Below are 14,871 nucleotides of genomic sequence, written 5' to 3'. Positions count from 1 at the left end.
TTCGTCGTGCTCAACATAGGTAGACGATCTGACCGCGCCCGTAGACCTTGCGCACCGGCCAGATGCCAGAGGGGCCGGCTCGGTTCGCTTGCCAGATCTGCGTCGCTAAAAACCAGCCTTGCGGGTCAACAGGTCGATAAGCGTCAGGGTGAACATCAGCAGCAGCCAGAACCCGGCACCCAGCGCGAAGAAGCGCACCAGCGCCGAGTGCTGACCCAGCTGCATGAAACCGAACAGCAGCAGTGCCGCCTGCCCCGCCGCCCCGAGCAATGCCCAGTCGGACCAGGCTGGCAGCCATAGGGCCAGAAGCACATTGGCGGCAAGCAGCGAAATCAGACCGAGGTAGGTCAGCAACAGGTTGCGAAGACTCATGCTGGCCTCCCGAGCAGGTACAAAGCGGGGTACAGCAGAATCCAGATGACGTCGACCAGATGCCAGTAGAGGCCGACCATTTCCAGGGTGATGGCGCGCTCGGGCAGCTTCATGTGGCCGAAATGAATGCGAGCCGCCATGCCCAGCGCCAGCACCACGGCGATCGATACGTGCAGCGCATGCAACGCCGTGGAGTACAGGTAGATGACCATGTAAAGCCGCGAGCCCGGGTTTTTCAGCGGCGACTCGTTGGGCGAGCCCGGCAGCAGCCCTTCACGGTACTCCCAGGCGTACTCGAAGCCCTTCAGGCCGAGAAATCCCAGCCCCAGCAAGGCCGCCAGCACCAACCAGAGCTGCACGTGCCGGTGATAGTCCTGGCGCGAGGCCTTGACCACCAGGCTCATGCACAGGCTGGCGGTCAGCAGCAGCGCGCTGTTGAAACCGGCCAGCACAAAGTGCAGATGATGCACCGCCTCGGCGACGGCCTGCGGGTCATGCAGGCGGTAGTAGCTGATCACCAGAAACAACGCGCCGAACATCATGATTTCCGTGGCCAGGAACAGCCACATGCCCAGATAGGTCGCCTCGCGCTGCTGCGAGGCGGTACTAAACTGTTCGGCGAGGTATCGCTTACGAACGGCCATGAGTCGCCTCGGGCGGATACTCGTAGGCTTCGAAATCAACGATCGGTGTTTCGACGAAATTGTGCGTCGGTGGTGGCGACGACGTTCGCCACTCCAGCCCGGCCGCTTCCCAGGGGTCGTCATCGGCGATTGGCCCGTAGCGCAGCGACCAGAGCAGGTAGAAGAACGGCAGGATATAAGCCACCGCGAGAATCGCCGCGCCCGCCGAGGACAGCACGTGGAGGAATTGAAAATCCTCACCGTAGTTGTGGTATCGCCGTGGCATACCCAGGTAGCCGAGCAGGAATTGCGGGAAGAACGTCAGGTTGAAACCGAGGAAGATCATTACCGCGGCGATTTTGCCCCACAGCTGGGAGTACATCCGCCCGGTCATCTTCGGCCACCAGAAATGCAGCGCGCCGAAGAACCCTGCCACCGCCGCGCCGACCATGATGTAGTGGAAATGCGCGACCACGAAGTAGGTGTCGTGAACGTGCACATCGGCCGCCAGCAACGCGAGGAACAGACCGGTCACCCCGCCCACCACGAACAGACCGATGAAGGTCACCGCGTACAGGAACGGCGCATTGATGGTCAGGTTGCTTTTGTAGAGCGTCGCGGTCCAGTTGTAGACCTTGATCGCCGAGGGGATCGCGACCAGGAAGCTGAGCAGCGAAAACACCATGCTGGCGTACATCGACTGGCCCGCGACGAACATGTGGTGCCCCCAGACCATGAAGCCGATCACCGCGATCGCCAGGCTCGAATAGGCCACGAAGCTGTAGCCGAAGATGCGCTTGTGTGCCGCCGCCGTGACCAGTTCGCTCATCACGCCCATGGCCGGCAGGATCATGATGTACACGGCCGGGTGGCTGTAGAACCAGAACAGGTGCTGGAACAGCAGCGGATCGCCGCCCAGCGTCGGGTCGAACACGCCGATATGAAACAGGTGCTCGGCGGCGACCAGTATCAGCGTGATCGCGAGCACCGGCGTGGCCAGCACCAGGATCACCGAGGTGGCGTACAGCGACCAGCAGAACAGCGGCATGCGGAACCAGGTCATCCCGGGCGCGCGCAGCGTGTGGATGGTAACGATGATGTTCAGCCCGGTAAGGATCGAGGAGAACCCGGTGATGAACACGCCGAGGATCACCGCCACCACATGGCCGTTGCTGAACATGGTCGAGAGCGGCGTGTAGAAGGTCCAGCCGGTGTCCACGCCGCCGGCCAATAACGCGAAGAGGGTGAACGCGCCGCCGCCCACCAGCAGGTACCAGCTGAACAGGTTCAGCTTGGGAAAGGCCATGTCCTTGGCGCCAATCATGATCGGGACGAGGAAGTTGCCAAACACCGCCGGGATCGACGGAATCAGAAAAAACCACACCATCACCACGCCATGCAACGTGAAGGCGCGGTTGTAGCCATCGGCGGTCAGCAGGTCGCCTTCCGGCGTGATCAGCTCGATGCGGATCGCACTGGCCGCCAGCCCGCCGAGGAAGAAGAACGCGGTGACGGCGATCAGGTACATGATCCCGATGCGCTTGTGGTCGGTGGTCATGAACCAGGTGCGCAGGCCGTGCTCGTCGGCCAGGTAGCTGGGGCGCTGGTTCGCGGCGGGGTTCTTCTGGCTCAACGGGTGGAACTCCTGTGCCGAGGTAGGCTGGTTTCAGGGTTGGTCAGCAGCATCCTGCCCTCCTTCACCAACGTGTCCTAAAGACTTGATATAAGCGGTCAGACGCAGCACCGCTTCCTCATCCAGCACGTTGTCGAAGCTGGGCATGATGGGCTCGAAGCCGGCCACGACCTGCTTGTTCGGCAGCAGGATGCTGTCGCGAATGTAGCCATCGTCGGCCAGCACCGATTCACCGTTCTGCAGCGCCACCCGACGGCCGTAGAGGCCAACCAGATTCGGCGCGTGAGCGACATTGGCCGCACCATGGCAACCGCTGCAGCCAAACTGACGGAACAGCGCGCCGCCCTGATCGGCCAGGCTTTCCGACGTCCCGGCCTGTTCCAGCCACGCCGCGTATTCCTGCGCAGGCAAGATCACCAGATCCGCCAGCATCCGAGAATGGTCGGTGCCGCAATACTCGGCGCAGTAGGCCTGGAAGCGTCCGGTCTTGGTTGCTTTGAACCAGAGCTGGGTGTAGCGGCCGGGCAGCAGGTCCTGCTTCACCCGCAGGGCCGGAAAATACAGGCTGTGGATGACGTCCTGGGAGATCATGTTGAGCTTGATCGGCTGGTCGACCGGCACGTGCAGCGTATTGATCTCGCGCTGGCCGCCGGGGTGCTGGAACTTCCACATCCACTGCTTGCCGACCACCTGGATTTCCATGGCGTCCGGCGGTGGCGTGCGCACCTCGTAGTAGAGCTTGGCCGACACCAGGTAGATGACCATGGCGCCGACGAAGGGCAAGGCGATCCAGGTCATCTCGACTTTCATGCTGCCGCGGGGGCGATGATCCCGCGGCACCTGTGTGCCCTTGCGATAGCGGAACGAGAACAGCACCAGCAGGACGAACACCGGCACCACGAAGAACATCATCATTCCGGTGAAGGCGAAGACCAGCCAGTCGACATTCCCGGCGTAGTTTGAGGCCGTTTGCGGCCAGAAGCGGACGAAGGCTTCGTTCATGCGTCAGCCTTCGACTTGCGACGCTCGCGCCAGAGGGTGACTCCGATGAAGCCGCCCAGCAGCAGAGTGGTGCCGATGCCACCGACCTGCAGCGCACCGATGACCAGGTTGTCGTAGCCACCAGTGCGTGGGTTGTAGTGATAACAGAGCAGCAGCAGCTGGTCGCCCAGCGAGCCTATCTTTCCTTCCCCGGCGTCAGTCAGCGCCAGGCGCATGTCATCCGGTTGATAGCCGAGGCCGTACAGCCAGCGCACCAGTTTCCCTTCAGCGCTTAGCGTGGCGATCGCCGAAGCATGGGCGAACTCGCCGATCTCCGGATCCCAGCTGTAGGTGAAGCCGAGCGCCTCGGCCAGCGCGGCACCAGCAGCCGGATGTGAAGGGTTCGGCTCTGGACGAGTCGCCGGGGCGACCTCGCTGAGAAAGTGCACGTGCGGCGAATCCACCAGCTGCGGCCAACGTTTGCGCAACTTGGCGCGCTCGGCCTCAGCATCCTGCGGGGTTTCGCGCGGGTCGATACTGAAGGCGATCACCTCGTAGTCTTTGCCAAGCTCGAAGGACAACGCCGACAACAGGTTGAACAGGCTCGAAAGCTGCGCGCCGCAGACGTTCGGGCAACGATAGTAGACCGGCGCGAGTATCACCGGGCGCGCCCCGAATAGCTCGTCGAGGGTGACGTGGTCGCCGTTCACATTGGTAAAGCGCAGCTTCAACGGCACCTGCGCGCCGGGCTTCTGTTCGATGCCAGCCGCGGCGAAGGGATCGAACGGTGCGTCGGCCATCACTGGCCCACCGTACTGCAGGACGAGGACAGTCAGAAACAGGGTGGCAAGGTAGCGTGGAAAGCGAGTCGTGGCCTGGGGGTGTTGAGTCGGCCGCCATGGTTCGGGGGCTTTGCGCCAAGGCAGGCGCATACACACAGAAGATCCGTAAGATGGGTGCCACCCGTTCGTCGTCGCCCCGTCCGGGTACAGAGATCGATGCATCACTGCTGCGCCCTCCCCCTGGCTTGTTGCTCACGAGGCGGCATTTTTTCACCCGGTTCGGGCTCTGCACGTGAAGGCCAGCCACGTTGGGCCAACAGCACAATGCCGCGATCCACCGGGATACGCGCCAGCCCGGCCTCACGATCGACCCAGCCGTAGTGCTCGATCAATTCGCGCCCCGCCACCACGACCTCGTTACCGCCTGCCCGCGGGTCGTTCTCCAACCGCGGCTTGGGCGGTTTCTCCGTGCGTCTCTCAAGCGCGGTGACCGGCTTGTCCGGCTGCAGGTCGTACCACCAGAGCAAGCCAGCCACCCCGATGCCCGCCACCAGCAAGGCGGCGAAAATGCCGAAACCGATGATCAGTAGCACTTTGACGTTGGCGTCGTGATGCTCGAAGCCGTCTTCTTTCGAAACCGGATCCACCGGCACACTCATGGCGTTCTCCTCGGCATCATTCCTCCCGGCAGTAAGGCCAGAGCCAGCAGCCCGACGCCAGCCATCCAGGCGCAGACCAGCGCCAACCCCAGAACCACGGGTTGCATTGCCTTCAATCCCGGCAAGCTCAACCAGACACCTTCGACCAACCCCAGCACCAGGGTCGTTGCGGCCAGCGCCGTCAATGCCGGGCGGCGCTGTGAGAACGGCCAGAGCAACGTGATGAAAACCAGCGACTGACCGGCGCCCAACAGCCAGGTCAGCCACAACCAGACACCCTCGGTGCGGTGCTGATACCAGCGAATTTCCTCAGGTAGGTTGCCGTACCAGATCACCAGGTACTGCATGAAATGCAGGTAGAGCCACGCCAATGCCGCGGCGGCCAGCATGCCGCGCAGCACGCCCGGCCGATCGCGGCCCGACCGATCGCGGCCACGACTGAGCACCAGCAAGCAGCAGAAGGCGATGCCAGTGAGCATCAGCCGACCGAACCAGACCATGCCAAACAGGCTGGATGTGAAATGCGGGTCGAGCGACATCGCCCAGTCCACCGCGGCCAGCGATGTGGTCAATACCAGAGCGATCAAGCCCAGACCGGCCGCTGCGGGCCGATTGAGGCTTAGCGGTAGCACCCATTTCGCCAAGGCCCACCACGCCGCCAGATACAGCACTGCGCGCACCGCAAAGCTCGTCCAGGCAAGCCAGAAACCACGGAAGCCGCCTTCGTCGGTGCCCACCCATTCGTAGAGCGCACCGGCTCCCGCCAGCACCGGGAGCGCGATCAACGCCAGCATTGGCAAGGCACGCGCACTGAACAGCGTCCATGGCCATAACTGGTCCCGCGCATTGCCACTGACCAGCGCCACGCTCAAGCCCAGACACAACCCACCCAACGGAATGCCGGCCAGGCCCAGCAGACTGGCCAGGCTCGCCGCCACCGCCTCGCGACTGGCCAGTAGCAGGCACGCCAACAACCCGAGCACGCCGAGTCCGACGCCGACAAATGCCACTCTACGAGCGCTCATGGCAGGCGCTCCAGCGTGTCGCGGTCGATTTCAGGCAGGCCGCCAACCTCGGCGCGACGGCTGAATTGCAAGGCGCGGATATAGCCGACGATGGCCCAGCGATCGGCGGGCAGCACGCGTGCGGCATAGCTGTACATCTGGCCGTAGCCATGGGCGATGACGTCCATGAAATGCCGGTCGGGCGCCGCGATGAGCCTGGGCTCGGCAACATCCGGCGGCCGGGGAAATCCGCGATTGACCACGGTGCCATTGCCGTCGCCCGCTACCCCGTGGCAAGGCGAGCAGTAAATCTCGAAGCGCTCGCGACCACGCTGCATGAGTTCCACCGTCAGCGCTGGCCGCTCGGCCAATACGGCTTCCCAAGTGAGATCCCCACGGGCAACGGTGCCGGCAGGCGGCACCTGGTTGACCTTACCGTCCGGAAAGAACCTGCTGGGCTCCTGCGCATCGGCACGCGGCTGCTGAGCCATGTCATCACAACCGACAAGGCCCAACAGCAGCGCACAGAGCAACAGCCAGCGAATCATGCCGGCACCTCTGTCACTGACATTGCGCGTTCGGCCAGCCAGACTGCTGTGCCGGTCTGGTCGTACAGCGGATCATCAGCGCGGATACAGAGCAGAAAGCGATCATCGGTAGCCCGCCCGAACGCGCTCGCCTCATGCAGCGGGTGCCAGAGCAAGGGCAACCGGCACAACCAGAGCAGGCCGAACACGGCGAATATCGTCGCGAAGCTGACCATCAGCAGAAAGGTCACGATGCTGAAGCTTTGCAACGCGATCAGTGGCCTTCCGCCGATCTCCATCGGATAGCTGAGGTTGGCGTAGATCTGCATGCCCAGGCCGATGACGATACCCACCAGCGCCCCGACCACGCCAAACCCGTAAGGGCGATTGCTGCGGTGCTCGAGCAATTCTTCTATTCCTTCCACCGGAAACGGGCTGTAGGCCTCTATTCGCCGATAGCCCGCCGCCCGGGCAGCGCGCACGGTATCGAGCATCGCATCGGGATGAGCGAAATCAGCCAGCAGGCCGTAATGGCGCTTACTCATTGGCGCCTCCCCGGTAGCGATGCAGCACCTCCTTGAGCTCGAAGGTCGAGATCATCGGCAGGAAGCGCATGAACAGCGAGAACGGCACCATGAACAGGCCGAAGGTGCCGATGAACAGCGCCCAATCCCAGAACGACGGGCTGTAGGCCTGCCAGCTAGAGACCAGGTAATCACGCGTCGGCGGCTGGATGATCAGCATGTAGCGCTCGCACCACATGCCCACCAGCACGCCCAGGGCGATGATCAACATGGCCCGACCGTTGCGCCGCACCGCCGGCCACCAGAGCGCCTGTGTCACCACCAGATTGAAGAAGATTGCCGTCCAGAAACTCCAGGCCGTGGGCCCGGCGATGCGGTTCATGGTCACTAGGATTTCGTGCTCCTTGCCCGAATAAAACGCGATGAAGGGTTCGGCGAAATAGCCGTAGCTGGTCATCCAGCTGGTCGCCAGCAACAGCAGCCCGAGCTTTTCCAGGTGGCTGTCAGTGATCAGCTCGTGCCAACCGAAGAACCGCCGCAATCCGAGCGCGATGACGATAACCATGGCGAAACCGGAGAACACCGCACCGGCGACGAAATACGGTGGAAAGACGGTCGAGTGCCAGCCCGTTTCAGGCGCCAAATCGAGCAGGAACGAGTAGCCACTGGACACCGAAAACACCAGCGGTACCGCCAGCAATGCGATGAATCGGTAGGTGCGGCGCCAGTGGCTCCAGTGCGAAGCCGCGCCGCGCCAGCCGAGCGCGAGCAGCCCGTAGAAATACTGATAGTGCCGCTTGGTGGCGCGATCACGCGCCGAGGCGAAATCAGGGATGGAGCCGACATACAAGAACAGCAGCGACACGCCGAGGTAACCCAGCACCGCGAAAAAGTCCCAGGCCGTCGGGCTCTTGAACTGTGGCCAGAGCTCCATGGTGTTGGGGTATGGCGCGGTCCAGTAGAACAGCCAGGGCCGTCCCAGGTGCAGGATCGGATAGACCCCGGCGCAGACCACGGCCATCAGCGTCATCAACTCGGCGAGGCGGTTGAGCGAGTTGCGCCACGGGCGGTTGAGCAACAGCAGCAAAGCCGAGATGAACGTGCCGGCGTGGCCGATGCCGAGCCACCACATGTAATTGAGAATGGCGAAGCCCCAGTTCACCGGGATGTTGTTGCCCCAGACACCAACGCCTCTCCACAACGCCACCGCCGCGGCGACAACGAACACACCCAGCAGCAGGCAGCTGAGAGTGAACAGCATCCACCAGGCCCGCCGGTAGCGGTTGAAGTCGGTCGGCAGGTCGAGCACGCGCTCCGACACCGCGCCAAGCGGCATCCCTTGCGGCAGGAAATGCGGCGCCTCAGGCATCACGTTCCCCGTTGGCCGAGCGCAACTCCAGGGGCTCGGCATCGCCCGGCAGGGCTGCCGGCTCCTCGACCAGGCCCAGATAGGTGGTCTTGGGCCGGGTATTGAGTTCTTCGAGCAACGCGTAGTGTCGTCTGGTGTGGCGTTCGCGGTTGACCTCTGCGTTCGGGTCCTGAAGGTTGCCGAAGACGATCGCCTGGGTCGGACAGGTCTGCTGACAAGCTGTTTTCACCTCACCATCGGCTATCTCGCGGTTTTCGATACGGGCGGTAATCCGCGCTTCGCTGATACGCTGCACGCAGTAGGTGCATTTCTCCATGACCCCGCGCGAACGCACCGTGACATTGGGGTTGCGCTGATGCTGGATCGAGGGCGGATCGTCCTGGGTGAGGTCGAACCAATTGAAACGACGCACCTTGTACGGGCAGTACGAGGAGCAGGTGCGCGTGCCGATGCAGCGGTTGTAGATCTGCTCGTTCAGCCCATCCGGGCCGTGCACCGTCGCGTTCACCGGGCAACCCACTTCGCAGGGCGCCTGGTCGCAATGCATGCAGGGCACCGGCTGGAACGCCGAGGTCGGTTCGCGGGGGTCGCCGCCGTAATAATGATCGACGCGCAACCAGTGCATGCCGCGTCCCATCTCGACCTGTTCCTTGCCCACCACCGGTATGTTGTTTTCGGCCTGACAGGCCACCACGCAGGCGTTGCAGCCGATGCACTGGTCCAGATCGATGACCATGCCCCAGGCGGTATCGCCCTGCTTCGGTGGTGGATAAAGCGTGACCTGCTCCGGCTTGGGTGCGGCTTCGTCGAACGCCACCTCGCGCGGGTGACTGCGAATCAGCTCCTTGCCGTGCAGAACGTGATGCGGCTGGGTCGACGCCAGCTTGGTATGGCGCGCCAGCCGGGTCAGCTGCGCACCCTCACGCTTCCAGGGTTGGTCCGCCGTGCGCAGCGGCGAAACATCGTAACCAAGCCCATCGCCGACTCGTCCCGCACGAGCACGCCCGTAGCCGCCGAAAAGACTCAGCGTATCATCGGCCTGGCCCGGCATGATCCAGGCAGGTCCCTCGGCCACGTCGCGCCCGAGCGTGACGCGCAAGCGGTCGCCGCTGGCGATGCCTTCCCGCTCGGCCAGCGCCGGCGAAACGCCGATGACGTTATCCCAGGTGAGCTTGCTGATCGGCTTGGGCAGTTCCTGGAGCCAGCCGAGATTGGCGAAGCGCCCGTCCCAGACGCTCGGGTCGGGCCGGAACAGCACACTCAGGCCGACCGCCTCGGAAGTAGCTGAAGCGTCCCACCGCGGCGCGCTCGCGTTGGCCTCGACCGATGCGAAGGCACTGTCGCGGATGAACCCGAGTTCCAGCGCCTGACGCCAGGCATCGTCATTCAGCATCTGCCAGGTTTGCCGCATCAGCGTCAGGGCGTCTGGCGACAGGTCGCCCATCACCAGCGCCAGCACCTCGGCCTGGGTGCGGCTGCTATAAAACGGGCGCACCAGCGGTTGTGTCAGGCAGACGCCGCCATCGGCGGCGCGGCTGTCGCACCAGCCATCCAGTGCATGGGTCAAGGGCAGATGCCAATGACTGAGAGCCGCCGTTTCGTCGTAATAGAGCCCGGCATGAATACGCTGCGGAACCCGCTCCAAGGCGTCGGTGAAGGTCAACCCCCCCGGCGCCGTGTGCGCTGGATTGCAATCAAGCATCAGCAGGGTTTCGACCTCACCAGCCAGCATCGCCGCCACCAACTCCGCCAGACCGGAGACGCGCTGCCCTCCGGCTTCGAGCCAGGTCACCGGTTCGGTATAGAGAACGGTCTTGCCGAAGTTGCCGAGCCGTTGATTGAGCCAATGCACCGCGGCCTGGACGTCCAATGGCGCAAATTCGCCAGCGGTGATCAGGCAACGACCGCGACGCGCCTGCAGTTGCCTGGCCAGCTCATCGATCCAATGTTGCGCATCGACTGGCAGGCTCGTCGCAGCGCCACCGCCAAACGCCGCCACCAATGCCTGCACGTAAGCGCGTAGTTGGGACGGTTCGACCCGCCGCCGATTGACCGCCTTGGCGCCGGTTACGGTGGACAAGGATTCCACCACGATCAAGCGTGCCTCGCCCTCACCGCGTGCGGCCCGCCGCTTGCGCTCGCTCCAGGCAATCGCCTGCGGTAGTTCACGTGGGCCGGGGCCGAGCCAGTCATGCTCGAAGCTCACCACCCACTCGGCATCTTCGAATCGATAGTGGGTTTCCAACGGACGTCCCAGCGCTCGTTCGCTGGCGGCGTAGGCTTCGCCTTCCCAAGGTTCGAAGCGGTACAGCCTCGCCTGCGGCCAACGTTCGATCATCGCGGCGAACTGACGCTGCAGAGTCGGCGAGCTATTGGCGCCCATCAGCACATGCAAGCCACCGCCTTGCGCTGCGTCGGCACGGGCTGCCTGCTCCACCGCCGCACCCTGAAACGCATTCCAGGTACTGATGTGCCCTTCGTAGCGAGGTGCCTGGGAGCGGTCTGGATCGTACAGTTGCAGAATAGCCGCCTGGGTGAAGGCGGTTGCGGCGCCCCGGCTGAGCGGATGGTCGGGGTTTCCCTCGAGCTTGGTCGGCCGACCAACGTGGGTCCGTCCAAGCACCGGTTGCGCGTAACCGGCAAACGGAACGGCGCTCGCGTACCAGCGCGCCTCTCCGGGCGTTACTTTCTCCGGTTGCATGACGTAGGGCACGCCCTGCTCTGGCTCCTGCCCACATCCCGCTAGCCCGGCCAACGCCATGGAAGCACCCATCAGTTGGAGGAAGCGGCGACGGTCCATCTCCGGCGCGACGCTGGGAAATTCGGCATCGACGAATGCGGCGAACGCCGGTTCGTCAGCCAGCTGTTCAAGGCTGCGCCAATAACGCGGCCCGTGCTGGCCTTCAAGACGTTGGCGGATGGCGGCGTAGTCGAGCGGCGTGCGATCCATGGGTTACCTGTGACAGATATAGCAGTGGGTCAGGTTTTCGGTATCGATGTGGTGCTCCTTGATCATTTCCTCGCCCACAGCACGACGGTCGTGCTCGGTTTTCCACCCCATGGTGGTCACCGCATCGCGTGGCCGCAGGCGCGGCGCGGGATCTTGATGACAGTCCAGGCACCAGCTCATGGTGAAACTCTCTGCTCGATACATAAGCGGCATGGTGTCGACTTGGCCATGGCAAGTCTCACAACCGACCCCGGCGTTGACGTGGACGTTGTGCTGGAAATAGACGTAATCGGGCAGCTCGGCTACGCGGTTCCAGCGCAAGGGCCGGTGCTCGACCAGGCTTTGACGCACCGGCGCAAGCATCTCGGCGCCCGTCCAAATCTGTGAATGACAACTCATGCAGGTATCGGTTGGCGGCAGCCCCGCCACGGCACTGGTCTCGACGCTGTCATGGCAATACCGGCAGTCGATCTTCAGCGCGCCAGCGTGATGCTCATGGCTGAAAGGCACCGGTTGGCGTACCAACCAACCCTTGCCGCTGTTGTAATCCGAACGGTCGAGCACCACGAGTGCCACGAATAGCCCAGCCAGCCCGCCGAACAGGATGAGCAAGGCCAGACGCAGCCACATGTCAGCCGAACGGGGAAAAATCTGGGCCATGTCCTACTTCTTTTTTTGTATCCATCTGTTTCGGCCCCAACGGCTCTGATGAGTTCAGCACTCAACATAACGGCTCGGGAAATTCGCCGATACCAAGCCACATGCCGGCTTGCCATGATCGGTTCGCAGGCCAATCGTGGAGCACCGTTCGAATACGAAAAAGAACTAGCACTTGATAAGCAATGAACAGCCGAGGCGCCTGCTTAAAATATTTACAAAGGGCTATAAAATATTACATATCGATTAAGGCAATATATGCTTATAAAAATTCTGATGGCGCTATTAAAGAGCCTCAGTTAATTAGTACGCACAAAAAAAGCGGAACCTGCAATACAGGCTCCGCTTGTACTCGTAACCGCTACTGCTGTAGCGATAACGGCTTACGAATTGCGGCCACCGCCGTGGCTGTTCTGGCCGCCTTTCTTGCCAGCTTCGGAGGCTTTCTCACGATCATTGGCAAAGTTCCCTCCACTGTTCTGGCCACCTTTCTGGCCAGCTTCGGAAGCCTTCTCGCGGTCATTGGCGAAGTTGCCGCCGCTGTTCTGACCGCCTTTCTGGCCAGCCTCAGAGGCGCGCTGCGGATCGTTGGCAAAATTGCCGCCGCTGTTGTGGCCGCCCTTTTGCCCAGCTTCGGACGCCTTCTCGCGATCATTTGCAAAGTTACCCGGATTTCCGCTCTTATCATTCGACATGAGATTTCTCCAGTTACATGGATGGTACTAATGAACATGGCGACTGCAGTACAACCGCCTCACTATGTCCGAAAACAAGATGCGGACATTAGTTCGCCAAATATCCCAGCTTGACGATGAACGGTTAAATCGAAAAATCGAGCGAAGCCGGCACGCCTTATATATTCCATCAATCAAAATGATCGCACTTCAATAGCAACGAGACGGCGACTCCAGAAGCGGCGATGCTTACATCGATATAACGCATTTCCCCGGCTCTGATTGATCAAGCGCAGGCGACAACCTCGGCTGCGGCTTACCGTTCGTCTCCCGGGTGAGTTCTGAGCAATCTGTCAACAAGCTGTAACTCGCGCCAGGCAATCTCAGATCCATGGAAAGCCGCGACGGCTGGCGCAAGGACGCGACTTTTTTCAAGACCACCAACCACTCGATCGAGCTATTGGAGGCCACATGAGCAGCAAGACCCTGGAAAACCTGGTGAAGCAATCGGATCTCAGTGCCAAGCAGCCGCTGGAGTTCTGGAAGCAGCTCCAGCGAGGCAAGGGCAGCTATCGGCCGAGTGCTGCAGCCCTGGCTCGACGCGCCTCCCTGGACCTCGGCATGTGTGCAGCAGGACGGTAACCAGCGGGATAGCCACTGCGTTACCGAATCGCTCTAGACGCTACGCGGTAGCGGGCGCCGGTTCAGCGGTGCTTTCGGCCCGCCCAGGTGTCATCACGTAACGCCTGCGTCCCGTTCTGATTCGTGATGGTGGGCTCGCTTGCGACAGACATTGCGCCTAGGTGCTGCTCCTCCGGCTCGGGAAGTGGCTATCTCAGCGGGCAGGCTCTGCTCCCCTGTAGCCGGTATTGCGGCGATCATCCTTCGGCCTTGCGTTCCTGCTTGAGCAATCCCCAGACGATTGCAAGGCCAGCCACGGCCATTGCCGCTGCGCCTAGGAAAATATTCTGCATGCCGATATAGACCGCCAGGGCACCCATGATCGCGCCGGACAGGCCCAACGCCAGATCGAAGAACATGGCAAAAACGCTGAGTCCCGAGCTGCGGTTGACGGCCCCGACGCGGGAGACCACACCCACACCCAGCGCCGGGTAGAGCAAGGACAGACCGCATCCGGTCAGCGCCGAGCCGGCCAAGGCCATGCTCGGCGCCTCGGCGAGCCAGAGCATCGCCAGCCCGAAGATCTCCACCACCAGACAGACCACCGCAACCGAATAGCCGCCGACACGGTTGATCAGGTTGGGAAACAGCAAGCGGGTCCCGATAAACGCAAAAGCGAACGCCGTCAGGCACCAGGCGGCGCCTTCCCAACCGCGCGAGCCGTAGTACAGGGCAATAAAAGCGGTCAGCGTGCCGTAGCCGATGGTGGCCAGTGAGAGGCTGAGGCCAGGCGGAGCGACTTTCCACAACACCTTGCTGAAGGGTAAGCGCTCGCCTGGGTTAAGCGGTGCATCTCCTCGGCGCCAGGCCAGCGCCAATCCGGTCGCCGCCAGCAACATGGTCACCACGCCCAGGCTCCACAACCCCAGCGATTGTTCCAGAAACACACCCAGCGGCGCACCGATGCCCACGCCGCCATAAGCGGCGACACCGTTCCAGGAAATCATCCGCGCGGTGCTTTCCGGCCCCAACCGGCTGATGCCCCAAGTGATTGCCGAAATACCGATAAGGCTCTGCGCAAAGCCTAGAATCAACCGGCTCATGAGCATTACGCTGATGCCCGCTATCGGCCAGGATTCCAGCAGCGCCGAGATCAGCAGCAACACACCGCTGGCCAGACCGGACGCCATGCCGATCAGTACGGTCTTCTTCGCGCCGCGCTCATCGGCCAACCGCCCGGCGAGCGGTCGACAAAGCAAGGTAGTCAGATATTGCGCACCAATAACGATGCCCGCGACCGCGGTGCTGAAGCCGAGGTTTTCGTGGACGTACCCCGGCAGCGATGCCAGGGGAATACCGATGGAAATGAACGAAATGAAGTTGAACACCACCAGCGACAGGATGAACAGAGTGTCGTTTGTAGCAGGTGTTTTCGCAGCGGGCATCGGTTCGCCTGTCGATGTGATGAAACGCGAATTGAACGATGGCGGGCCGC

At 62.4% G+C, this 14,871-nt stretch carries 15 protein-coding genes; 1 reads left to right on the top strand and 14 read right to left on the bottom strand.

What is annotated here, in order from left to right; all coding sequences use genetic code 11:
* Positions 1-105 precede the first annotated feature (105 nt).
* From MCB86_RS21495 to MCB86_RS21435, 13 genes are all read right to left on the bottom strand, one after another.
* Positions 106-372 carry a hypothetical protein gene (locus MCB86_RS21495; protein WP_045161706.1) on the bottom strand — a complete coding sequence of 89 codons (267 nt, stop codon included), beginning with the start codon at positions 370-372 and terminating at the stop codon, positions 106-108.
* Positions 369-1,016 (bottom strand): cytochrome c oxidase subunit 3, encoded by a 648-nt coding sequence (locus MCB86_RS21490; protein WP_239612113.1) that lies wholly within the window; start codon positions 1,014-1,016, stop codon positions 369-371. Before MCB86_RS21490 ends, MCB86_RS21495 begins: the two co-directional genes overlap by 4 nt.
* Positions 1,003-2,628 carry a cbb3-type cytochrome c oxidase subunit I gene (locus tag MCB86_RS21485; RefSeq protein ID WP_239612112.1) on the bottom strand — a complete coding sequence of 542 codons (1,626 nt, stop codon included), beginning with the start codon at positions 2,626-2,628 and terminating at the stop codon, positions 1,003-1,005. The genes MCB86_RS21490 and MCB86_RS21485 overlap by 14 nt, the downstream gene beginning before the upstream one ends.
* Before the next feature lie 33 nt (positions 2,629-2,661).
* Entirely contained in the window at positions 2,662-3,630 is a 969-nt protein-coding gene (gene coxB / locus MCB86_RS21480) for a cytochrome c oxidase subunit II (RefSeq protein ID WP_045161703.1), read from the bottom strand.
* The gene (locus MCB86_RS21475) at positions 3,627-4,541 is read right to left on the bottom strand and encodes an SCO family protein (protein ID WP_239612111.1); all 915 of its coding nucleotides are present in this window, start codon (positions 4,539-4,541) and stop codon (positions 3,627-3,629) included. Before MCB86_RS21475 ends, coxB begins: the two co-directional genes overlap by 4 nt.
* Before the next feature lie 71 nt (positions 4,542-4,612).
* Positions 4,613-5,050 carry a hypothetical protein gene (locus MCB86_RS21470; protein ID WP_052679287.1) on the bottom strand — a complete coding sequence of 146 codons (438 nt, stop codon included), beginning with the start codon at positions 5,048-5,050 and terminating at the stop codon, positions 4,613-4,615.
* Entirely contained in the window at positions 5,047-6,075 is a 1,029-nt protein-coding gene (locus MCB86_RS21465) for a hypothetical protein (RefSeq protein ID WP_239612110.1), read from the bottom strand. The genes MCB86_RS21470 and MCB86_RS21465 overlap by 4 nt, the downstream gene beginning before the upstream one ends.
* Positions 6,072-6,602 (bottom strand): cytochrome c, encoded by a 531-nt coding sequence (locus MCB86_RS21460; RefSeq protein WP_045161700.1) that lies wholly within the window; start codon positions 6,600-6,602, stop codon positions 6,072-6,074. The genes MCB86_RS21465 and MCB86_RS21460 overlap by 4 nt, the downstream gene beginning before the upstream one ends.
* A complete protein-coding gene (locus MCB86_RS21455; RefSeq protein WP_239612109.1) occupies positions 6,599-7,126 on the bottom strand; it encodes a DUF3341 domain-containing protein in 528 nt (175 codons plus the stop codon). Before MCB86_RS21455 ends, MCB86_RS21460 begins: the two co-directional genes overlap by 4 nt.
* The gene (nrfD, locus tag MCB86_RS21450; RefSeq protein WP_239612108.1) at positions 7,119-8,474 is read right to left on the bottom strand and encodes an NrfD/PsrC family molybdoenzyme membrane anchor subunit; all 1,356 of its coding nucleotides are present in this window, start codon (positions 8,472-8,474) and stop codon (positions 7,119-7,121) included. The genes MCB86_RS21455 and nrfD overlap by 8 nt, the downstream gene beginning before the upstream one ends.
* Positions 8,467-11,424 (bottom strand): TAT-variant-translocated molybdopterin oxidoreductase, encoded by a 2,958-nt coding sequence (locus MCB86_RS21445; RefSeq protein ID WP_239612107.1) that lies wholly within the window; start codon positions 11,422-11,424, stop codon positions 8,467-8,469. Before MCB86_RS21445 ends, nrfD begins: the two co-directional genes overlap by 8 nt.
* A 3-nt stretch (positions 11,425-11,427) precedes the next feature.
* Positions 11,428-12,084 carry a cytochrome c3 family protein gene (locus MCB86_RS21440; RefSeq protein WP_239612106.1) on the bottom strand — a complete coding sequence of 219 codons (657 nt, stop codon included), beginning with the start codon at positions 12,082-12,084 and terminating at the stop codon, positions 11,428-11,430.
* Between the two features lie 380 nt (positions 12,085-12,464).
* Positions 12,465-12,776: a general stress protein gene (locus MCB86_RS21435; RefSeq protein ID WP_019339525.1), complete on the bottom strand. Its 312-nt coding sequence runs from the start codon at positions 12,774-12,776 to the stop codon at positions 12,465-12,467.
* Positions 12,777-13,226: 450 nt separating this feature from the next.
* Between MCB86_RS21435 and MCB86_RS21430 the strand changes: the two genes are divergently transcribed.
* Complete coding sequence (locus MCB86_RS21430) at positions 13,227-13,397, top strand: hypothetical protein (protein WP_155397612.1); 171 nt, start codon at positions 13,227-13,229, stop codon at positions 13,395-13,397.
* Between the two features lie 236 nt (positions 13,398-13,633).
* On the opposite strand, the gene MCB86_RS21425 is transcribed toward MCB86_RS21430, so the two are convergent.
* A complete protein-coding gene (locus tag MCB86_RS21425; protein ID WP_239612105.1) occupies positions 13,634-14,821 on the bottom strand; it encodes an MFS transporter in 1,188 nt (395 codons plus the stop codon).
* Positions 14,822-14,871 lie beyond the last annotated feature (50 nt).

The sequence above is a fragment of the Pseudomonas sp. KSR10 genome, from assembly GCF_022355455.1.
GTDB lineage: Bacteria > Pseudomonadota > Gammaproteobacteria > Pseudomonadales > Pseudomonadaceae > Stutzerimonas > Stutzerimonas stutzeri_E.
This window is presented reverse-complemented; position numbering and strand designations above follow the sequence as displayed.

Coding starts and splice junctions, on each gene's coding strand:
- MCB86_RS21465 (WP_239612110.1), bottom strand. CDS start 6,075: ATGAGCGCTCGTAGAGTGGCATTTGTCGGCGTCGGACTCGGCGTGCTC.
- MCB86_RS21455 (WP_239612109.1), bottom strand. CDS start 7,126: ATGAGTAAGCGCCATTACGGCCTGCTGGCTGATTTCGCTCATCCCGAT.
- nrfD (WP_239612108.1), bottom strand. CDS start 8,474: ATGCCTGAGGCGCCGCATTTCCTGCCGCAAGGGATGCCGCTTGGCGCG.
- MCB86_RS21495 (WP_045161706.1), bottom strand. CDS start 372: ATGAGTCTTCGCAACCTGTTGCTGACCTACCTCGGTCTGATTTCGCTG.
- MCB86_RS21490 (WP_239612113.1), bottom strand. CDS start 1,016: ATGGCCGTTCGTAAGCGATACCTCGCCGAACAGTTTAGTACCGCCTCG.
- MCB86_RS21475 (WP_239612111.1), bottom strand. CDS start 4,541: ATGCGCCTGCCTTGGCGCAAAGCCCCCGAACCATGGCGGCCGACTCAA.
- MCB86_RS21435 (WP_019339525.1), bottom strand. CDS start 12,776: ATGTCGAATGATAAGAGCGGAAATCCGGGTAACTTTGCAAATGATCGC.
- MCB86_RS21460 (WP_045161700.1), bottom strand. CDS start 6,602: ATGATTCGCTGGCTGTTGCTCTGTGCGCTGCTGTTGGGCCTTGTCGGT.
- MCB86_RS21440 (WP_239612106.1), bottom strand. CDS start 12,084: ATGGCCCAGATTTTTCCCCGTTCGGCTGACATGTGGCTGCGTCTGGCC.
- coxB (WP_045161703.1), bottom strand. CDS start 3,630: ATGAACGAAGCCTTCGTCCGCTTCTGGCCGCAAACGGCCTCAAACTAC.
- MCB86_RS21430 (WP_155397612.1), top strand. CDS start 13,227: ATGAGCAGCAAGACCCTGGAAAACCTGGTGAAGCAATCGGATCTCAGT.
- MCB86_RS21445 (WP_239612107.1), bottom strand. CDS start 11,424: ATGGATCGCACGCCGCTCGACTACGCCGCCATCCGCCAACGTCTTGAA.
- MCB86_RS21425 (WP_239612105.1), bottom strand. CDS start 14,821: ATGCCCGCTGCGAAAACACCTGCTACAAACGACACTCTGTTCATCCTG.
- MCB86_RS21470 (WP_052679287.1), bottom strand. CDS start 5,050: ATGAGTGTGCCGGTGGATCCGGTTTCGAAAGAAGACGGCTTCGAGCAT.